The sequence below is a fragment of the Streptomyces sp. NPDC056479 genome, assembly GCF_042795335.1.
In the GTDB taxonomy this organism is placed as follows: Bacteria; Actinomycetota; Actinomycetes; order Streptomycetales; family Streptomycetaceae; genus Streptomyces.
Map to the genome: position 1 here is coordinate 237299 of NZ_JBHTRZ010000001.1, position 19338 is coordinate 256636.

The 19338-nt window shown below is 70.8% G+C and carries 17 protein-coding genes; 9 read left to right on the forward strand and 8 right to left on the reverse strand.

The annotated features are described in order from the left end of the window. Window positions 1-111: 111 nt before the first annotated feature. The 5 genes from ACFQ6S_RS01000 (at window position 112) to ACFQ6S_RS01020 (ending at window position 7978) form a co-directional block, all read left to right on the forward strand. Window positions 112-2070: a Xaa-Pro dipeptidyl-peptidase gene (locus ACFQ6S_RS01000; RefSeq protein ID WP_383401527.1), complete on the forward strand. Its 1959-nt coding sequence runs from the start codon at window positions 112-114 to the stop codon at window positions 2068-2070. Further along, window positions 2067-3326, forward strand: coding sequence for a M14 family metallocarboxypeptidase (locus ACFQ6S_RS01005; protein ID WP_383401529.1), 1260 nt, complete (start codon window positions 2067-2069; stop codon window positions 3324-3326). The genes ACFQ6S_RS01000 and ACFQ6S_RS01005 overlap by 4 nt, the downstream gene beginning before the upstream one ends. A gap of 89 nt (window positions 3327-3415) precedes the next feature. Further along, entirely contained in the window at window positions 3416-5119 is a 1704-nt protein-coding gene (locus tag ACFQ6S_RS01010) for a BCCT family transporter (RefSeq protein WP_383401532.1), read from the forward strand. Between the two features lie 110 nt (window positions 5120-5229). Next, a complete protein-coding gene (locus ACFQ6S_RS01015; RefSeq protein ID WP_383401534.1) occupies window positions 5230-6252 on the forward strand; it encodes an oxidoreductase in 1023 nt (340 codons plus the stop codon). 85 nt (window positions 6253-6337) lie between these two features. Beyond that, window positions 6338-7978 (forward strand): ABC-F family ATP-binding cassette domain-containing protein, encoded by a 1641-nt coding sequence (locus ACFQ6S_RS01020; RefSeq protein WP_383401537.1) that lies wholly within the window; start codon window positions 6338-6340, stop codon window positions 7976-7978. A 17-nt stretch (window positions 7979-7995) separates the two neighbouring features. Here ACFQ6S_RS01020 and ACFQ6S_RS01025 read toward each other — a convergent pair whose 3' ends face one another. From ACFQ6S_RS01025 to ACFQ6S_RS01040, 4 genes are all read right to left on the reverse strand, one after another. Then, window positions 7996-8553 (reverse strand): putative glycolipid-binding domain-containing protein, encoded by a 558-nt coding sequence (locus tag ACFQ6S_RS01025; protein ID WP_383401540.1) that lies wholly within the window; start codon window positions 8551-8553, stop codon window positions 7996-7998. A 98-nt stretch (window positions 8554-8651) separates the two neighbouring features. Continuing rightward, window positions 8652-11039, reverse strand: a complete 2388-nt coding sequence (locus ACFQ6S_RS01030) for a Tex family protein (protein WP_383401543.1) — start codon at window positions 11037-11039, stop codon at window positions 8652-8654. A gap of 103 nt (window positions 11040-11142) precedes the next feature. After that, entirely contained in the window at window positions 11143-11274 is a 132-nt protein-coding gene (locus tag ACFQ6S_RS01035; RefSeq protein ID WP_010042827.1) for an LPFR motif small protein, read from the reverse strand. Between the two features lie 95 nt (window positions 11275-11369). Further along, entirely contained in the window at window positions 11370-12239 is an 870-nt protein-coding gene (locus tag ACFQ6S_RS01040; RefSeq protein ID WP_383401546.1) for a hypothetical protein, read from the reverse strand. 112 nt (window positions 12240-12351) lie between these two features. Here ACFQ6S_RS01040 and ACFQ6S_RS01045 point away from each other — a divergent pair, with 112 nt between their 5' ends. Together ACFQ6S_RS01045 and ACFQ6S_RS01050 are read left to right on the forward strand one after the other, a co-directional pair. Continuing rightward, window positions 12352-13311 (forward strand): GlxA family transcriptional regulator, encoded by a 960-nt coding sequence (locus tag ACFQ6S_RS01045; RefSeq protein ID WP_383401549.1) that lies wholly within the window; start codon window positions 12352-12354, stop codon window positions 13309-13311. A 61-nt stretch (window positions 13312-13372) separates the two neighbouring features. After that, window positions 13373-14008, forward strand: a complete 636-nt coding sequence (locus tag ACFQ6S_RS01050; RefSeq protein WP_383401552.1) for a DJ-1/PfpI family protein — start codon at window positions 13373-13375, stop codon at window positions 14006-14008. On the opposite strand, the gene ACFQ6S_RS01055 is transcribed toward ACFQ6S_RS01050, so the two are convergent. Continuing rightward, window positions 13995-14750 carry an enoyl-CoA hydratase/isomerase family protein gene (locus ACFQ6S_RS01055; protein WP_383401555.1) on the reverse strand — a complete coding sequence of 252 codons (756 nt, stop codon included), beginning with the start codon at window positions 14748-14750 and terminating at the stop codon, window positions 13995-13997. The two genes, ACFQ6S_RS01050 and ACFQ6S_RS01055, sit on opposite strands and share 14 nt — an antisense overlap. A gap of 108 nt (window positions 14751-14858) precedes the next feature. Between ACFQ6S_RS01055 and ACFQ6S_RS01060 the strand changes: the two genes are divergently transcribed. After that, complete coding sequence (locus ACFQ6S_RS01060) at window positions 14859-15494, forward strand: HdeD family acid-resistance protein (protein WP_383401558.1); 636 nt, start codon at window positions 14859-14861, stop codon at window positions 15492-15494. Window positions 15495-15669: 175 nt separating this feature from the next. Beyond that, window positions 15670-16179 carry an ATP-binding protein gene (locus tag ACFQ6S_RS01065; protein WP_383404250.1) on the forward strand — a complete coding sequence of 170 codons (510 nt, stop codon included), beginning with the start codon at window positions 15670-15672 and terminating at the stop codon, window positions 16177-16179. 134 nt (window positions 16180-16313) lie between these two features. On the opposite strand, the gene idi is transcribed toward ACFQ6S_RS01065, so the two are convergent. From idi to galE, 3 genes are all read right to left on the reverse strand, one after another. After that, on the reverse strand, window positions 16314-16907 hold the full coding sequence (gene idi / locus ACFQ6S_RS01070) for an isopentenyl-diphosphate Delta-isomerase (protein WP_383401561.1): 594 nt from the start codon (window positions 16905-16907) through the stop codon (window positions 16314-16316). A gap of 210 nt (window positions 16908-17117) precedes the next feature. Continuing rightward, window positions 17118-18053 (reverse strand): cation diffusion facilitator family transporter, encoded by a 936-nt coding sequence (locus ACFQ6S_RS01075; protein ID WP_383401564.1) that lies wholly within the window; start codon window positions 18051-18053, stop codon window positions 17118-17120. Between the two features lie 157 nt (window positions 18054-18210). Then, window positions 18211-19182: a UDP-glucose 4-epimerase GalE gene (gene galE / locus ACFQ6S_RS01080; protein WP_383401567.1), complete on the reverse strand. Its 972-nt coding sequence runs from the start codon at window positions 19180-19182 to the stop codon at window positions 18211-18213. Window positions 19183-19338: the final 156 nt, after the last annotated feature.

Genomic DNA, 19338 nt, shown 5'->3' on the forward strand with positions numbered 1-19338 from the left:
TTCGGCCGACATGAGTGGATCCGCCACAAGAGTGTTTATCGGCCACACGACACTTCATGTGCCGTCAGCTGCCCTCTTCTGCACGGGAGTTGACCGATGTACCGTCCGCGCATGCCGAAACGCACGCGCTTCATGATCTGGAGACCGCTCGCGACAGCGGCCGTGGCCGCCCTGGTGGCCACGTTCCTCGCTCCCGCGACGGCCCACGCCGGCCCACGGGAGAGCAAGCCCGTCCACTCCTACGAGAACGCCGTCCGCGAGGTCGTCTGGGTGGACACCGGACTCGACCTCGACCGCGACGGCAAGCGCGACCGCGTCGCCGTCGACATCGTCCGGCCGCGCGAAGCGGCCGCGCAGGGCCGCAAGGTGCCCGTCATCATGGACGCCAGCCCGTACTACTCCTGCTGCGGGCGCGGCAACGAGAGCCAGAAGAAGACCTACGACGCCGACGGTCACGTCGTCCAGATGCCGCTGTTCTACGACAACTACTTCGTGCCCCGCGGCTACGCCTTCGTCGGCGTCGACCTCGCCGGCACCAACCGCTCCGACGGCTGCGTGGACGTCGGCGGCCGCTCCGACATCCAATCCGCGAAGGCCGTCGTCGACTGGCTGAACGGCCGCGCCAAGGCGTATACGACACGCACCGGCAGCGCCAGGGCCACGGCCAAGTGGACCAACGGCCGCACCGGCATGATCGGCAAGAGCTGGGACGGCACCATCGCCAACGGCGTCGCCGCCACCGGGGTCGAGGGCCTGAAGACCATCGTGCCGATCAGCGCCATCTCCTCCTGGTACGACTACTACTTCCAGCAGGGCGCCCCGCTGTACGACTCCGGCCCCGACGGGCTCTCCGAATACGTCGACAGCCCCGACGCCCGCGCCAAGTGCGGCTCGGTCCAGCAGATGCTCGTCGACGGGGCACCGCGCACCGGCGACTGGACGCCGCTGTGGACCGAGCGGGACTACGTGAAGGACGCGCGCAAGGTGCGCGCCAGCGTCTTCGCCATCCACGGCATGCAGGACCTCAACGTCCGGATGAAGCACCTCGGACAGTGGTGGGACGCCCTCGCGAAGAGCGGCGTCGAGCGCAAGATCTGGCTCTCCCAGACCGGGCACGTCGACCCCTTCGACTTCCGGCGCGCCCAGTGGGTCGAGACCCTGCACCGCTGGTTCGACCACGAACTCCTCGGCTACGACAACGGCATCGACCATGAGCCGATGGCCGACATCGAACGCCACCCCGACCAGTGGGCGACCTCGAAGGTCTGGCCGCCGCGCGGCACCGACACCACCACCCTGCGCCCCGCCAAGGGCTCCCAGGCGGGCGTCGGCACCCTCGGCCTGAGCAAGGGCAAGGGCACCGAGACCTTCACCGACGACCCGGGGCACAGCGAGACCGACTGGGCCGCGCACATCGACCGGTCCACCCCCGACAAGGCGGGCTTCGCGACCAAGCCGCTCGGCCGCGACCTGCGCCTGTCCGGCTCCTCCGAGGTCACCGTCACCGCCACCCCGACCACTTCGACGGCCCATCTCTCCGCCGTCCTGGTCGACCTCGGCCCCGACACCATCCGCGACTACGCGGCGAGCGGCGAGGGCATCAGCACGCTCACCGACCGCACCTGCTGGGGCGTCGGCACCACGGGTGACAGCGCCTGCTTCAAGGAGACCAAGGCCAAGACCGCCGACGTCGACTACACCGTCGTCAGCCGCGGCTGGGCGGACCTCGGCAACCATGCCTCGGATCTGACCGGCAAACCGCTCACCCCGGGCAAGCCGTACACGATCACCCTCGACCTGGCGGCCACCGACCACGTGGTCCCGGCCGGCCACCGCCTCGCCCTGATCGTCGCGGGCACGGACAAGGACCTGATCGATCCGCCCTCGACCAAGCCGACGCTCACCCTCGACCTCTCCCGTACGAAGGCACGCGTCCCGCTGGTCGGCGGCGCCCAGGCCTTCGCACGCGCCATGGCCGACGCGCCGTCAGCCGCCCCCGCGGCCAAGCTCCTCGACGGCGTGAAGCCCGCACCGCGCCCCGCTCACCGCATCCCGGAGGGAGGCCGGTGACCCGCATCCGTACCCTCACCGTGACCGCGGCGGCCCTCGCCGCGTCCCTCGTGGCCATACCGGCCCATGCCGCCGACGCCCCGCCCCGCACCGGCTTCGAGGAGTCGAACGGCGCCCGCTGGACCGGTCAGGCCGAGGAGCAGCAGTTCCTCGCCGCGGTCGACAAGGCCAGCGACCGGGTGTCCGTCGCCGGTATCGGGACGACGAAACAGGGCCGCCCGCTCCAGCTCGTCCGCATCGGCACCCGGCCCACCCCGAACAAGGTGCTGCTGGTGTGCAGCCAGCACGGCGACGAACCCTCGGGCCGCGAGGCCTGTCTGACCACCGTCCGCGACCTGGCCTACGCCAAGGACCGGCAGACCCTGCGCTTCCTGGAGCGCACCACCCTGCTTCTCGTGCCCACCGCCAACCCCGACGGCCGGGCCGCCGACACCCGCGGCAACAGCGACGGGGTGGACATCAACCGCGACCACATCACGCTGGCGACCGCGGAGGGGCGTGCCATGGCCGCGGTCATCCGCGACCAGCGGCCCGACGTCATCTACGACCTGCACGAGTACGGCGCCACACCGCCGTACTACGACAAGGACCTGTTCGACCTGTGGCCGCGCAACCTCAACACCGACACGCACGTCCACGACGCCGCACAGTCCCTGTCCGAGTCGTATGTGCGCCCCGCCGCGACCGACGCCGGCTACTCGACCGGCACGTACGGCATCTGGACCGACCCCGAGACGGGCGATCCGATCCGGCAGGTCGCCGGTGACGGCCAGGAGCGCATCCTGCGGAACATGTCCGGCGTCAAGCACTCGGTGGGCCTGCTCATCGAGAGCCGCGTCGACCCGCTCACTGAAGCGGAGAAGGCGGACCAGGCCCTCAACAACCGGCGCCGGGTGCACTCCCAACTCTCCGCGCTGGGCGGCCTGTTCGACTTCACCGACGCCCGGCGCGGTCAGGTCGAGGCGGCGACCGGCCTGGCCCGTCTCACGGGCTACGCCGACGCCGGCCCGGTCTATCTCGGCGGCGCCGACAACGACCCGCCCGAACCGGCCGAGGTGATCCAGGACCCGCCCTGCGGCTACCGGCTCACCGCGGAGCAGTACGCGCAGGTGAAGGATGAACTCGCCCTGCACGGGGTGCGGACACACGGCACCTACGTCCCGCTCCGCCAGTCCTTGCGCGCCCTCGTCCCGCTGCTGCTCGACGAGCGCGCTCCTTACCACCTCACGGCCGGTGAGCCCGACACCGACTGCTGAAGCGGCTGCGATCGGCGGGATCTGTGGTAGGTCCTGGGAAACGACGTGGAAACCGGCGTACCCACCGTTTCCAGGGGAAGGTGCCGCAGATGACTGACGATCTGAAGAACAGGGGTGGCGGCCCGGAGGGTCCAGCGGACGCTTCCGGCCGCCAAACCGACCGAGTCGTGTTCGGGGTCACCGCGGCCATCACGGTGGCCTTCGTGATCTGGGGCTGGGCGGCCACGGACTCGCTGGAGAGCGTCTCCACGAAGATGCTCAACGGGCTGATCCACAACGGCGGCTGGGCGTTCATGCTGGCCGCCTCGGGCTTCGTGGTCTTCGCACTGTGGCTCGCTATCAGCCGCTACGGCCGTATCCACCTCGGCGCCGAGGGCGAGGAGCCCGAGTTCAAGACGGTGTCCTGGGTCGCGATGATGTTCAGCGCCGGCATGGGCATCGGACTGATGTTCTACGGCGTGAGCGAGCCGCTCGCGCACTACACGACCCCGCCACCGGGCACGGACCCCGCCAACTCCGGCGAACGCATGGAGACGGCGATGGCCACCACCCTCTTCCACTGGACGCTGCACCCCTGGGCGATCTACGCGGTGGTCGGACTCGGCATCGCCTACAGCACCTTCCGCAAACGCCGCCGCCAGACCATCAGCGCCGTCTTCACCCCGCTGATCGGAGAGAAGCACGCTAACGGCACCGCGGGCCGGGTCATCGACATCCTGGCGATCATCGCCACCGTCTTCGGCTCCGCGGCCTCCCTGGGCCTCGGCGCGCTCCAGATCGGCTCCGGCTTCCAGGAACTGGACTGGATGGACGACGTGAGCACCGGTCTGCTCGTCGCGATCATCGCCGTACTGACCCTGGCCTTCGTCGCCTCGGCCATCTCCGGCATCGAGCGGGGCATCCAGTGGCTGTCCAACATCAACATGGTGCTGGCGCTGATCCTCGCGGTCTTCGTGTTCATCGCGGGCCCCACGATCATCGTCCTCGACCTGCTGCCCACCTCGATCTTCGCCTACCTCGGCGATCTGCCCCAGCTCGCCGGCCGCACCGAGGCCAGCGGCGGCGAGGGCGTCGCGGACTGGCTCGGCAGCTGGACCGTCTTCTACTGGGCCTGGTGGATCTCCTGGACGCCCTTCGTCGGCATGTTCATCGCCCGCATCAGCCGGGGCCGCACCATCCGGCAGTTCGTCGGCGGCGTGATCCTCGTGCCCAGCACCGTCAGCCTCGTCTGGTTCGCGATCTTCGGCGGTACCGCGATGAAGGTGAAGGAAGGCGGCGGGCTCAGCGGCGAGGAAACCCCCGAGGGCCAACTCTTCGGCCTTCTCCAGGAGTTCCCCATCGCCACCGCCACCAGCCTGCTCGTGATGATCCTGGTCGGCATCTTCTTCGTCTCGGGAGCCGACGCCGCCTCCATCGTGATGGGCACGCTCTCCCAGAAGGGCTCTCTGGAACCCGGCCGCTTCGTCGTCGTGTTCTGGGGTGTGGTGACCGGAGGAGTCGCGGCCATCATGCTGCTGATCGGCAGCGGTCAGGGCGACGCGCTCACCGGCCTGCAGAACCTCACGATCCTGGCCGCCGCGCCCTTCGTCCTGGTGATGATCGGGGCGTGCGTCGCCCTCATGCGCGATCTGCGCCGGGACCCGGTCATCGTGCGCGGCGAGATGGGCTCCGAGGCCGTCGGACTCGCCGTGATCGCGGGCCACAAGAAATACGACGGTGAGTTCGAGATCAGGGTCGGACCGGGCGCCGGCACGGAGGCGGAGGGCGACCCGCTCGGCCACGACCACGGCTGAGCGGCGTACGGACGGCCGCGTTTCGGCCACCTGTTCGCCTGCCAGGGCGGGACGTAGCGGAATATGTCATGCCGCGCTCATATCGGTCCCGCTCTGGGGATACTCACAGCATGTCTGCCGAGTACGCGACCTTCGGCCTGGCACCGGCGATGCGTGCCGGTGGCGTCCTCGCCAACGGTGACTTCCAGGTGCACCGGGACTTCGTGGACTTCATCGTCGACGGACGCCCGCTGCTGTTCCAGCTGTCCGACCTCGACGCCGTCTCCCCGCTCGCCTCCGACGTCCCGCCCGCCATCTTCACCGCACACGTCCGCAGCCTGCTCCTGGAGGCGGAAGCCCCGCTTCCAGGAGGCAGGTATGTCATCTACGGCTGCCCCGAGTGCGCGGACCTCGCCTGCGGTGCCGTCACCGCGGTCATCGACAAGGAGGGTGACGACTACATCTGGCGGGACTTCGCCTGGCAGACCGACGAACACGCCGACCTGGAGCTCAACGGGTACCACGGCATCGGGCCCTTCCGCTTCCAGGGCACCGGGTACCGCGCGGCGCTGGGCTCCCTGCTCGACCACGCCGCCGATCCGCCGCGCCGCCGCGTGCTCCTCATCGGTGCCCGCGTCGCCCTCCTGGCCAAACTCGCCGCCGCACTGCGCACCATCGGCATCGGCGCCGAGATCACCGATGGCGTGGGCGGCGTCCTCGCCGACGAACTGCGCACCTACGGCGCCGTCGCCTTCGGCCGCGCGGTCGGCAAGGACCAGCGCGCCGCCGTACGCGGCGCCTTCGACGAAGCCGGAGTCGAGGTGACGTACGTCGACGGCCTCGCGCCGATCGTGCCGCTGCTGGTGGCGCAGATCGAGCACGCCCTGGACCGCAGCCCGGCCGAACAGCGCCGGCTGACGCGGCTGGTCGCCGCCGACGGCGAGGCCGGCATCGAGGTCACCTCGCCCTGCCGGGTGCGCCTGACCGCGTACCGCCTCGACCGCCTGTACCGCACCCACACCCACGAGGTCTTCGACGGCATCCTGGAGGCGGGCCGCCATCGCATCGCGCTGGACGCGAAGGCGGTGAAGGGGGAGTCGTTCGTGGTGGCGCGGACCTCGGGGAGCGTGCTGGTGGAGGCGATGGCCCGGTGATGACGCAGACGCCCGTGCCCGTGGCGGCGACGGCGGGCGGAACGGAGGTGCTCGCGACCCGGCACGGCCACTAGGATCGCCCTCTGTGACTGCCACCCTCGTCGTCAAGAACCTCGCCGCCGGCCACGGTGACCGTTCCCTCTTCAGCGGCCTCGACCTCGTCGTGGCCCCCGGAGACGTGATCGGCCTGGTCGGGGCCAACGGCGCGGGCAAGTCCACACTGCTGCGCCTGCTCGCCGGGCTGACCGCGCCGGAGGAGGGCGAGCTGCGGCTGTCCCCGCCGACGGCGACCGTCGGTCATCTCCCGCAGGAGCCGGAGCGGCGCCCCGGCGAGACCGTACGGCAGTTCCTGGCCCGCCGCACCGGAGTCGCCGAGGCCCAGCAGGTGATGGACGACGCGACGCAGGCCCTCGTCGACGGGGCACCGGGTGCGGACGACGCCTACGCGACAAGCCTGGAGCGCTGGCTGGACCTGGGCGGCGCCGATCTCGACGAGCGGGCGGAGGAGATCGCCGACTCGCTCGGCCTGGCCGTGGACCTGGACCAGCCGATGACCTCCCTGTCCGGCGGCCAGGCGGCCCGCGCCGGACTGGCCTCGCTGCTCCTGTCGCGCTATGACGTGTTCCTGCTGGACGAGCCGACGAACGACCTCGACCTCGACGGCCTGGAGCGCCTGGAACGCTTCGTCGGCGGCCTGCGCGCCGGCACGGTCGTCGTCAGCCACGACCGCGAGTTCCTCACCCGCACGGTCACCAAGGTCCTCGAACTCGACCTCGCCCAGCGGCAGATCAACCTCTACGGCGGCGGCTACGAGGCCTATCTGGAGGAGCGCGAGGTGGCCCGCCGGCACGCCCGCGACGACTACGAGGAGTACGCCGACAAGAAGTCCGCCCTCCAGGACCGCGCCCAGATGCAGCGCTCCTGGATGGACAAAGGCGTCAAGAACGCCCGGCGCAAGGCGAACAACGACAACGACAAGATCGGCCGCAAGTTCCGCAGCGAGGCCAGCGAGAAGCAGGCCGCGAAGGCCCGTCAGACCCAGCGCATGATCGAGCGCCTGGACGTCGTCGAGGAGCCGCGCAAGGAGTGGGACCTGCGCATGGAGATCGCCTCGGCGCCCCGCTCGGGCGCGGTGGTGTCGACCCTGCGGGACGCGGAGGTACGGCGCGGCGACTTCACCCTCGGCCCGGTCTCCCTCCAGATCGACTGGGCCGACCGCGTGGCCGTCACCGGCGCCAACGGCGCGGGCAAGTCCACGCTGCTGGGCGCCCTGCTGGGCCGCGTCCCGCTGACCGCGGGCCAGGCCGCGCTGGGCTCCGGCGTCCTGATCGGCGAGGTGGACCAGGCCCGCAAGCTGTTCCACGGCGAGGAGTCCCTGCTGGACGCCTTCTGCGCGGCCGTCCCGGACACCGAACCGGTCGAGGTCCGCACCCTGCTGGCCAAGTTCGGCCTGAAGAGGGACCACGTCCTGCGCTCCGCCGCCACCCTCTCTCCGGGCGAACGCACCCGCGCCGCCCTCGCCCTCCTCCAGGGCAGGGGCGTCAACCTCCTGGTCCTGGACGAGCCCACCAACCACCTCGACCTGCCGGCCATCGAGCAACTGGAGTCGGCCCTGGACGCCTACGAGGGCACGCTGCTCCTCGTCACCCACGACCGGCGCATGCTCGACGCGGTCCACGTCACCCGCCGTCTGGATGTCGCGGACGGCAAGGTGACCGAACGCTAGGGCGTCCCCGTCAGCCCTCAGGCTGAGGCGATCCGGCCGGCCAGCCCCGGGTAGTCGACTACGAAGCCGTCGTCGTCGAACTCGATGTCGCTGCGGAAGTCGCCGGAGACAAAGCGAACCCGGCCCGCACCGAGATGCGTGTACGTCTGCCGGGAGGCGACAACGGTCAGCTCCGGCACCGACACCCACGCCATCAGGAACTCCCGTTCCCCGGGCGCCCGATGGAGCCCGTGCCGCAGCACCGGCATCGTGTTGGTGAGCGGGCACAGGCCGAGGTCGCAGTCGAGGGCGCCGTCGGCCTCGGGCAGGTGCTCACCGTTCACCGTCCACCGCCCCGCCCCGTCGTGCCGCAGATCCAGGGTGCGCACACCGTCCGCGCACTCCGCGGTGACATGCAGCCGACGCGTCACGAAGCCGTCCACCGTGTCGAGTTCGTACGAGATCCAGTACGGCTCAGGATCCGTACCGACCGCTCGGCCGCGCCCTCGCAGGGCGTCACCGCCGAGCTCGGTCCAGGCGGTCTCGATGCCCTTGCTTCCCGGCACTTCCCAGGTGATGACACGCGACGTCGGCATGCCGCCACCCTAGGGGCGAGGCCGGCCCGGACCCTCCGAGTCGTACCGGAGGATCCGGGCCCGCGTGTCGCGTCGGCGACGGCCCCGTCGGGGTCGGGTCAGCGCTTGCCCTGCTTGGGGTTCAGCAGGCCCGCGCGACGCAGCGCGTCGGCCATCGCGCTGTTGGCCGGCGGCGATGCCTGGCGCGAACCGCCGCCACCGCCGTTACCACCACCGCCGCCGCCGCGGCCCTGTCGCTGCTGCGGCGGGCGCCCGCCGCGCTGACGGCGTTCACCGCCGCCCCCGCCCTGCTGGCCCTGCGCGGCGGCCTCGTCGTCGAGCCGGAGCGTCAGGGAGATCCGCTTGCGCGGGATGTCCACGTCGAGGACCTTCACCTTGACGATGTCACCGGGCTTCACCACGTCGCGCGGGTCCTTGACGAAGGTCTTCGACATCGCGGAGACATGCACCAGGCCATCCTGGTGGACGCCCACGTCCACGAACGCGCCGAACGCCGCCACGTTCGTCACGACGCCCTCCAGGACCATGCCCGACGCCAGGTCGGCGATCTTCTCGACGCCCTCCATGAAGGTGGCCGTCTTGAAGGCGGGACGAGGGTCGCGGCCCGGCTTCTCCAGCTCCTTCAGGATGTCCGAGACGGTCGGCAGACCGAACGTCTCGTCCACGAAGTCGCCCGGCTTCAGCGAGCGCAGCACGCCTGTGTTGCCGACGAGCGCGGCCACCTCCTGGCCCGACGTCTTCACCATCCGCCGGACGACCGGATAGGCCTCCGGGTGCACGCTGGACGCGTCCAGCGGGTCCTCGCCGCCGCGGATGCGCAGGAAGCCCGCGCACTGCTCGTAGGCCTTCGGGCCGAGCCGCGCGACGTTCTTCAGCTGTGAGCGGGACGTGAACGGGCCGTTGGCGTCCCGGTGGGACACGATGTTCTCGGCGAGGCCGGAGGTGATGCCGGAGACGCGCGAGAGCAGCGGCGCGGAGGCGGTGTTGACGTCCACGCCGACGCCGTTCACACAGTCCTCGACCACCGCGTCAAGCGAGCGCGACAGCTTCACCTCGGACAGGTCGTGCTGGTACTGGCCGACACCGATCGACTTCGGGTCGATCTTCACCAGCTCGGCCAGCGGGTCCTGCAGGCGGCGGGCGATCGACACCGCGCCGCGCAGCGACACGTCCATGTCGGGCAGTTCCTGCGAGGCGAAGGCGGAGGCCGAGTACACGGAGGCGCCGGCCTCGGACACCATCACCTTGGTGAGCTTCAACTCCGGGTGCTTGGTGATGAGTTCACCGGCGAGCTTGTCGGTCTCGCGGGACGCGGTGCCGTTGCCGATCGCGACCAGGTCGACCGAGTGCTCCTTCGCCAGGCGTGCCAGCTTGGCGATCGCCTCGTCCCACTTGTTCGCCGGGACGTGCGGGTAGATGACGTCGGTGGCGACGACCTTGCCGGTGGCGTCGACCACGGCGACCTTGACACCCGTACGGAAGCCGGGGTCCAGGCCGAGCGTCGCGCGCGTGCCGGCCGGCGCGGCGAGCAGCAGGTCACGGAGGTTGGCGGCGAAGACGCCCACGGCCTCGTCCTCGGCCGCCGTGCGCAGGCGCAGCCGCAGGTCGATGCCGAGGTGGACGAGGATGCGCGTGCGCCAGGCCCAGCGGACCGTGTCCGTCAGCCACTTGTCGCCGGGGCGGCCGCGGTCGGCGATCTCAAACTTGTGGGCGACGATCCCCTCGTACGAGGACGGGCCGTCCGTCTGTTCCTCCGGCTCCAGGACGAGGTCGAGGACCTCCTCCTTCTCACCGCGCAGCATCGCCAGGATCCGGTGCGAGGGGAGCTCGGTGAACGGCTCGGCGAAGTCGAAGTAGTCGGCGAACTTGGCGCCCGCCTCCTCCTTGCCGTCGCGCACCTTGGCGGCCAGCCGACCGCGCACCCACATGCGCTCACGCAGCTCGCCGATCAGGTCGGCGTCCTCCGAGAACCGCTCCGTGAGGATCGCGCGGGCGCCCTCCAGGGCGGCCTGCGGATCGGCGACGCCCTTGTCGGCGTCCACGAACGCGGCGGCAGCGGCGACCGGATCGACGCCGGGGTCACCGAGCAGCCCCTCGGCGAGCGGCTCGAGACCCGCCTCGCGGGCGATCTGCGCCTTGGTCCGGCGCTTGGGCTTGTACGGCAGATAGATGTCCTCGAGCCGCGCCTTGGTCTCGGCGCCGCGGATCTGGGCCTCCAGCTCCTCGGTCAGCTTGCCCTGCTCGCGCACCGAGTCGAGGATCGCCGTCCGCCGCTCCTCCAGCTCGCGCAGATACCGCAGCCGCTCCTCGAGCGTGCGCAGCTGCGCGTCGTCGAGCATCTCGGTCGCTTCCTTGCGGTACCGGGCGATGAAGGGCACCGTCGAACCGCCGTCGAGCAGCTCCACGGCAGCCTTCACCTGCCGCTCCCGTACGCCGAGCTCCGCGGCGATCCTGTCTTCGATGGACCCTACGAGGGGTGTCGTCACGATCCCGTCCCGCCTTCTCACTGAGGTTGCGCGGCAATTGTGGCAGGTGACACCGACAACCGGGGATCAGGGCGGCAACCCGGCCCGTCGCGGCGGGACGGAATCAGACCCGGCGACTGCGTGTGCTGCTCGACGCGCCGCCGAAGAGCCGGGCGAGCGCCCGGAAAGGCAACGTCACCACAGTGGCGATCGCGCCACCTATCTGTCGCAGGACATCTGCGATTGCACGGAACACGTGTTTCACCCTTTCCTCTCCAGGCCACGACGGCCTGCTGGGGTCCGGGTACCGCAGCTGGGGCCGGCCATTCATCGCGGGCCCCTCCAGTGATCTCAGGCGTTGCCGAGCAGGTCCGCCGGAAACGCGCCGGCCGCGACCGCCGCCTGCGCGAAACCCTTCCCGAGCTCCGTCAGCCGGGCGACTCCCTCCGCCCCGAGGTGCTCGTACGGCGCCCGGTCCAGGCGGTCCGTCCCCGCCTCGATCTCGTCGCGCAGGGCGACACCCTCCGCCGTGAGATCGCCCGATGCGTCCAGGAGACCGCGCCCCCGCAGCCGTTCGCAGGCAGCGTCCCAGTCCTCCTGGGCCCAGCCGCGGGTGGAGAACACCCACTTCGGGGTCATGCCCTTGCCGGTCGCGGTGTGGGTCACCACCGCCTCGAGACCGTCGAGCCCGGCGGCCATCAGCACGGCGAGATGCCCGTCTCCGCGGTGCTCGCGCAGCAGCGTCGTGGCGTGGAAGTACGCCAGGTGCGGCTCCGCGGGGACCGGCAGGTCCGCGTGCGCCGAGTACAGCGGCCGGGCGCTGCGCGAACAGGCCTCGGTCGCCCGGAGCGCGAACCGTGCGGCCTCCGCCATCTCCGCGGACGTCACCGCCTCCTCGCCGAGCAGCCGCCGCAGCGCCGCGTCGACCGCACGCGCGCGTGCCGCCAGCACGTCCTCGGGCGAGGCGATCGCCCAGACCGCGGGGACGTGCCGGGCGACCAGCTCGTGCTTGTAGTTGTAGAAAGTCGCCGTCACCGCGCCCGCGCCCACCGGCCCCAGCGCGGCGGCCCGTACCGCGAAGTTGACCGCCCTGGGGTGCGTGATGCCCAGAGTGGACAGTTCCCTGCCCAGCTCCGGAGCGAAGTAGGACGTCGAGTGCAGGGAGTTGAGCATGTTGTGGCAGCGGCGGCCGGCGTGGGGCTCAAGGGCGGCGGTAGTCATGTCCGGCAGGTTACCAACCGCTTGGTATGCCACCAGGGTCTGCACAGCCCATGGCAGGAAAGGTGGGGAGCTCGTCATTGCGGTCATGCCGGCGGCCCCGAAGAATCGGAGCATGCCGCAGCGAACCGTCCTCTTCGTACTCTTCGACGCAGTGCAGAGCCTCGACGTCACCGGGCCGCTGGAGGTCTTCGCGGGGGCGGAGACACACTCTCCGGGCACGTATCGCCTCCGCACGGCCTCCCTGGACGGCGCTCCAGTGCGCACCTCCAGCGGGCTGACCCTCGTACCGGACCAGACGCTGGACGACCGGCTCGCCGCGCACACCCTCGTCGTCCCGGGCGGCCAGGGCACCCGCACCCCTGACCCCGACCTGGTCGAGTGGCTGCGCGAGCACGGCCCCCGTGCCGAGCGACTGGTCTCCGTCTGCACCGGCGCGATCCTGCTCGCCGCGGCCGGTCTGCTGGACGGCCGTCGCGCCACGACCCACTGGGCGTACTGCGACAAACTCGCGCGCGACCACCCGGCCGTCGAGGTCGACCCGGACCCGATCTATGTGCGCGACGAACATGTCGCCACCTCCGCCGGCGTGACCTCGGGCATCGACCTCGCCCTCGCCCTGGTCGAGGAGGACCTGGGCCGGGAGGTGGCCCTCGGTATCGCCCGCCACCTGGTCGTCTTCCTGCGCCGACCCGGGAACCAGGCCCAGTTCAGCGCCCAGCTCGCCGCCCAGACCGCCCAGCGCGAACCCTTGCGGGAAGTCCAGCGCTGGATCACCGAGCACCCGGACGCCGATCTGACCGTCGAGGCGCTCGCCACTCGCGCGAGCCTCTCCCCGCGCCACTTCGCCCGCGCCTTCCAGACCGAGACCGGCATGACCCCCGGCCGTTACGTCGACCGGACCCGCCTCGAACACGCCCGGCGCCTCCTGGAGGACACCACCGACGGCGTCGAGGAGGTCTCCCGGGCCAGTGGCTACGGCACCCCGGAGGCCATGCGGCGCGCCTTCGTCAAGGCACTCGGGGCGGCCCCGGCCGAGTACCGCCGCCGCTTCCACCCCGCACCGGTCCGCTGACCGCACGACCGACCGAGACACGGACGACCGAGACACGGACGACCGACCTGAAAGGAAGCCCATGCAGATCGCGATGGTCCTCTACGACCGCTTCACCGCCCTCGACATCGTCGGGCCCTACGAATCACTGAGCCGCATCCCGGACGCGCGGGTCGACTTCGTCGCCGAGACCGCGGGGCCCGTGCGCGCCGACACGGGATTCCTGACCCTCATGGCCGACAAGGCCCTGGCCGACGTACCGCATCCCGACATCGTCGTGGTGCCCGGCGGGCCCGGAACCTTCGCCCAGACCGAGAACGAGGTCCTCCTGGACTGGCTCAGGACCGCCGACATCACGAGCACCTGGACGACCTCCGTCTGCAGCGGCTCGCTGCTTCTGGCCGCCGCGGGCCTCCTGGACGGCCGCCGCGCCACGACCCACTGGCTCACCCTCGACTTCCTGCCGCAGTACGGCGCCGAGCCCACGGGCGAGCGGGTCGTGCAGGACGGCAAGTACATCACCGCCGCCGGTGTCTCCTCCGGCATCGACATGGGCCTGACCCTGGTCGGGAAGATCGCCGGCGACGAACACGCACAGGCCGTGCAGCTGCTGACCGAGTACGACCCGCAGCCGCCCTACGACGCCGGATCCCCGCAGAAGGCGCCCGCGCACCTGGTCGAGGAGTTCCGCACGAACAGCCGCTTCAGTCTGGCGTAGGCACGTTCCAGGTGAAGCGCGGCTGCCTGCGCTCCAGGAACGCGGCGACGCCCTCCGCGGTGTCGCCGCTTCCGCGCGCCTGCTCCGCCCAGTGGGCGTCGCGGTCGGTGTGCCCGTTCGCGAACTCCTTCGCCGCGGCCTGCGTCAGCTGCGAGCGCGACGCCAGGATCCGGGTGAACTCCATGACCCGCTTGGTGAGTTCGCCCTCCGGCAGCACCTCGTCCACCAGGCCCGTACGCAGCGCGCGCTCCGCGTCGATCAACTCGCCCGAGAACAGCAGGTACTTGGCGGCGGCGGGCCCCACCAGCGACACCAGCCGCCGGGTGGAGGAGGCCGGATACACGATCCCCAGCTTCGCCGGCGTCACCCCGAAGAGCGACCCCTCCTCGGCGAACCGCAGATCGCAGGCCGCCGCCAGCTGCGAACCGCCCCCCACACAGTGCCCCCGGATCGCCGCCAGCGTCGGCTTCGGGAAGGCGGCCAGCGCCTCCTCGGCGGCCACGGCCAGCTCCTGCGCCTCCTGAGGCGACCCCTGGAGCGTGGAGATGTCGGCACCCGCGCAGAACGTCCCGCCCTCGCCGGTCAGCACCAGCACCCGTACGGCCGGATCGGCGGCCAGCGTCTGGAGCAGCGGCGGCAGCGCGCGCCACATCGCGGCCGTCATGGCGTTGCGCTTGGCCGGATGGTGGATGACGACGGTGGCGACCGAGTCGGTGACACCGTGCAGCAGCTGGGGCTCCATGCGGCGGATGCTATCCGCTTGCGCCGAACGGCCGATCAGGAAGGGTCCCACGGGCGATCACGGCAGAGGGTACGAGGGGGAGCCCTGAGATCGATCGAGGAGGCGCTGATGGCGAGGTCCGGCAAACCCACGGGCGAGGCGGCCAGACTCCAGCGTGGCTTCAGCTGGCTCGGCGCCCTCGGTGTGCTGCTGGTCATCGGCGGAGTGATCGGGCTGCTCTACACCGCGTTCGCCACGCTGACCACGATGCTGCTGTTCGGCTGGCTTCTGCTGATCGGCGGCGTCATCGGCCTCGGGCATGCGGTCCAGGCGCGCGGCACCAACTTCTTCTGGCTCGGCGTGGTGGTGGCGGCACTGAACATCGCGGCCGGTGTGGTGGTGATCCGCAGGCCGGAGGCGACGGCCGAGGCGCTGGCGATGTTCGGTGCCCTGCTGTTCCTCACGGGCGGGCTGTTCCGGCTGGTCGGCAGTCTGGTGGTGCGGGGCCCGCAGATGGGCTGGACCCTGCTGCAGGGCGCCTTCGACCTGTTTCTCGGCATCCTGGTGCTGAGCTCCTGGCCCAGCAGCCGTTACGTCATGGGCACACTCTTCTCACTGGCCCTGCTCTTCGACGGGCTCGGCCTGATCGCCACCGGCTTCGGCGGCAGGCGGATCGTCGGCATGGTCTCCGAGCGCGTCGCCGGCGAAGGGGGCACAGGGCACGGATCGGGCAAGGGTTCCGCCAAACCCGTACAACCCGAATAGTTCGCCAAGTCGGCACGAGCGGGCACAGGACCGGTCCCACAACTGACCGTGTCATACGCCAACGGTCAGAATCGCTCGATACCTGCTGACTTCTGTTCAGTTCCACGGCGCGGACCTGCGCGTTACCAACACTCGAGATGTGGTGACAATCGAGCGCGAGGGTGGCGACCGGACGATGGAGAACCACGGGCGCGGGTCCGGCCCACGCCCAGCAGGCGGCGCGGACGAGCCCGTCGATCTACGGCCGCCGAATCCACTGCCTTACGAGGGCGTCTGGCGGTTCACCGCCCCTGCCGTCGACGCGTCGGTCCCGCAGGCCCGGCACGCCGTCCGGGACCTGCTGTACCGCCAGGGCGTGCCGGTCTCGGACGACCTGGTGCAGGGCGTCCTGCTGATCGTGTCGGAGCTGGTGACGAACGCCGTACGGCACGCGGCGCTGCTGTCGCCGATGCTCGCCGTGGAGGTCGCCGTCGGCGCCGAGTGGCTGCGGGTGTCCGTGGAGGACAACCATCCCTACCGCCCCACCGCCCTGGAGGCCGACCACGGCCAGACCGGCGGCCGGGGGCTGCTCCTGGTGCGCGAGGTCGCCAGGGAGGCGGGCGGTGTGTGCGACGTCGAGCACACGGCGAGCGGCGGCAAGGTGATCTGGGCCGCCGTGCCGCTCAAACCCGTGCACGTGCCTTAGAGCCTGTTTCTGAACCCCCGCCTGCGCTCCGACGCCCGGCACGCACCCTCGGCGCTGCGCCCGCGCTCCGCGCGGACGACGGGGGTTCAGAAACAGGCTCTTAGGGCCCGGCCGGCGGAGCGGGCCCCGGCCCGTCACCAGCCGGCCGACGGGCCCGTCAGCTCGCGCATCGCGGGGCGGGCCGTGTCCAGCACGGTCATGAACCAGGCCGAGAAGGTGTCCTTCGCATGGCGCTCGGCCAGCTCGGCCGGCGTCACGAAGGCCGTCTCACCGACCTCTTCCGGGTCCGGGCGCAGCGGGGACTGCACCATGCCGACGAAGAGGTGGTTGTACTCCTGTTCCACCAGGCCCGAGGCCGGGTCCGGGTGGTTGTAGCGGACCGTGCCCGCCTCGGCGAGCAGCGACGGGGAGACGCCGAGCTCCTCGAACGTCCGCCGGGCCGCGGCCGCGAAGGGCGCCTCACCGGGATAGGGGTGGCCGCAGCAGGTGTTGGACCAGACGCCGGGGGAGTGGTACTTGCCGAGCGCGCGCTGCTGGAGCAGCAGCCGGCCCTGCTCGTCGAAGAGGAACACCGAGAAGGCGCGGTGCAGCTGTCCCGGTGGCTGATGGGCGGCGAGCTTCTCCGCGGTGCCGATCGTCACACCGTTCTCGTCGACGAGTTCCAGCAAAATCGCGTCAGCGGCGCCGTTCGACGGACTGTGCGTCGTGGTGGCAGGTGTGATCGGCATACCCATCCTTCACATCGGTCTTGCGCCCCAAGTGTGCCGTACGAATCCGGCACTCCCGGCAGTTGATCCCCGGCGCGGCGGGTACGGAACCGTCGGCGGGAGGGCTGTGAGCATGAGGACGCCACGGACCACCGGATCGCTGCATTCCGCCCGTACTGACGTCTTATCGGACCGTACGGTTGTTTCATTGCCGCCGGTGCGGACCGCGTTTCAGTGGCAGAGCCGTGCCTCGTGCTCGGCGTGCCCGACCGGCTCCAGCTGGAAGGTGCAGTGCTCCACGTCGAAGTGGTCGCCGAGGCAGCCCTGGAGCTCGTGCAGCATCTTCTCGTGGCCGATCGCGTTCAGGACGTCCGAGCGCACCACCACATGGGCGGACAGCACCGGCATGCCGGACGTGATCGTCCAGGCGTGCAGATCGTGGACGTCCTCGACGCCGTCCAGGGCGAGTATGTGGGCCCGCACCTGATGCATGTCGACGTCCTTGGGGGCCGACTCCAGCAGGACGTCGAGGGTCTCCCGCAGCAGCTTGAGGGTGCGCGGCACGATCATCAGGCCGATGAGCAGCGAGGCGATCGGGTCGGCGGCCTGCCATCCGGTGGCCAGGATCACCGCCGCCGAGATCAGCACCGCGAGCGAACCCAGCGCGTCCGCGGCCACCTCCAGGAACGCGCCGCGTACGTTCAGGCTCTCCTTCTGGCCCCGCATCAGCAGCGTGAGCGAGATCATGTTCGCGACCAGGCCGATCGCGCCGAACACGATCATCAGGCCGCCCTCGGTCTCCGCGGGCGTGAAGAACCGTTCGATCGCCTCGTACAGGACGTAGCCGCCGACGCCCAGCAGAAGCAGACAGTTGGCGAGGGCGGCGAGGATCTCCGCGCGGGCGTAGCCGAAGGTGCGCGTCGTGCTCGGCGGCCGATTCGCGAAGTGGATCGCGAGCAGGGCCATGCACAGGCCCACCGCGTCCGTCGCCATGTGCGCCGCGTCCGCGATCAGTGCGAGCGAGTCCGCCGCCACGCCGCCGATGATCTCGACCACCATGACGCCGAGCGTGATCGCCAGAGCGACGCGCAGCCTCCCGCGATACGCGGCGGCCGCCGTACCGGTCGTGGGCGCGTGCGCATGCCCGTGATCGTGCCCAGCCCCCATGAAAAGCCGCCCTTCTGAGTCCGTCGGACGATCGGAATTCCCGTCCCGGGATCACAGTGAACTACGGGTGGGGGGTATCGGGCAACGCGGCACTGAACACCGTTGTCATGTGCCCTGACCTGCGGAAACGATCCGCAGGTCAGGATGCTGCGCATGATCAGCGGCTGTGGTGCAGCTGCCAGCCCCGCCACGCCGACTCGACCATCTCGCGTACCCCGCGCCGAGCCGTCCAGCCGAGTTCCTCGGCGGCCAGCGCGGCCGAGGCGACCGCGCGCGGCGCGTCCCCGGGACGCCCGGGCTCGACGAGGGCGGGGCGGCGGTCGCCGGTCACCTCCGCTATGACGGTGATCAGCTCGCGGACGGAGACGCCCTCGCCGCTGCCTATGTTGACGGTCAGATCGCCGCTCATGTCCGGGTCGGTGAGCCGCCGGGCCGCCGCCACATGCGCCTCGGCGAGATCGGCGACATGGATGTAGTCACGGACACAGGTGCCGTCCGGCGTCGGATGGTCGTCGCCGAAGATGCGCGGGGCCTCACCGCGGGTGAGCCGGTCGAAGACCATGGGGACGATGTTGAAGACGCCCGTGTCGGCCAGCTCGGGCGAGGCGGCGCCCGCGACGTTGAAGTAGCGCAGACAAACGGTGGAGATCCCGTGTGCACGGCCCGCCGCCCGCACCAGCCACTCGCCGGCGAGCTTGGTCTCGCCGTACGGGTTCACCGGAGCGCACGGAGTGTCCTCCGTGATGAGATCCACATCGGGATTGCCGTAGACGGCGGCGGACGACGAGAACACCAGCCGCTCGATGCCCGCCTCCGCGACCGCCTCCAGGAGCGTGGCGAGACCGCCCACGTTCTCCCGGTAGTAGCGGGTGGGCTGCGCCATGGACTCGCCGACCTGCTTGCGCGCGGCGAGATGCACCACACCTTTCACCGCGTGCTCGGCGAACACCCGCTTCAGCAGGTCGCCGTCCAGCGAAGAGCCCTCGACCAGGGTGACGTCCGAAGGCAGCCTGGTGGGAAAGCCTGCCGAGAGGTCGTCCAGGACGAGGACCCGCTCCCCGGCGTCGGCCATCGCCCGCGCCACATGTGCCCCGATGTAGCCGGCTCCGCCTGTGATCAGCCATGTCATGGTCGCCCACCCTATGTCCCGCCTTCGACCCGGTACGCAATGTCGCCGATGCCCCGGTCTGGGGGGCCGAGTTTGTGGGCGGACCCCGGAATCCCCGATGATGATCGCAGTGAGGCTCCGGGCAAACCACGTTGATCGCTTCGCCAAACGGCCGGT

What these genes read in the sequence shown, in the direction of transcription:
- ACFQ6S_RS01000 (WP_383401527.1), top strand. Translation starts at nt 112, where the DNA reads ATGCCGAAACGCACGCGCTTCATGATCTGGAGACCGCTCGCGACAGCG.
- ACFQ6S_RS01010 (WP_383401532.1), top strand. Translation starts at nt 3,416, where the DNA reads ATGACTGACGATCTGAAGAACAGGGGTGGCGGCCCGGAGGGTCCAGCG.
- ACFQ6S_RS01015 (WP_383401534.1), top strand. Translation starts at nt 5,230, where the DNA reads ATGTCTGCCGAGTACGCGACCTTCGGCCTGGCACCGGCGATGCGTGCC.
- ACFQ6S_RS01025 (WP_383401540.1), bottom strand. Translation starts at nt 8,553, where the DNA reads ATGCCGACGTCGCGTGTCATCACCTGGGAAGTGCCGGGAAGCAAGGGC.
- ACFQ6S_RS01040 (WP_383401546.1), bottom strand. Translation starts at nt 12,239, where the DNA reads ATGACTACCGCCGCCCTTGAGCCCCACGCCGGCCGCCGCTGCCACAAC.
- ACFQ6S_RS01045 (WP_383401549.1), top strand. Translation starts at nt 12,352, where the DNA reads ATGCCGCAGCGAACCGTCCTCTTCGTACTCTTCGACGCAGTGCAGAGC.
- ACFQ6S_RS01050 (WP_383401552.1), top strand. Translation starts at nt 13,373, where the DNA reads ATGCAGATCGCGATGGTCCTCTACGACCGCTTCACCGCCCTCGACATC.
- ACFQ6S_RS01055 (WP_383401555.1), bottom strand. Translation starts at nt 14,750, where the DNA reads ATGGAGCCCCAGCTGCTGCACGGTGTCACCGACTCGGTCGCCACCGTC.
- ACFQ6S_RS01060 (WP_383401558.1), top strand. Translation starts at nt 14,859, where the DNA reads ATGGCGAGGTCCGGCAAACCCACGGGCGAGGCGGCCAGACTCCAGCGT.
- ACFQ6S_RS01065 (WP_383404250.1), top strand. Translation starts at nt 15,670, where the DNA reads ATGGAGAACCACGGGCGCGGGTCCGGCCCACGCCCAGCAGGCGGCGCG.
- idi (WP_383401561.1), bottom strand. Translation starts at nt 16,907, where the DNA reads ATGCCGATCACACCTGCCACCACGACGCACAGTCCGTCGAACGGCGCC.
- ACFQ6S_RS01075 (WP_383401564.1), bottom strand. Translation starts at nt 18,053, where the DNA reads ATGGGGGCTGGGCACGATCACGGGCATGCGCACGCGCCCACGACCGGT.
- galE (WP_383401567.1), bottom strand. Translation starts at nt 19,182, where the DNA reads ATGACATGGCTGATCACAGGCGGAGCCGGCTACATCGGGGCACATGTG.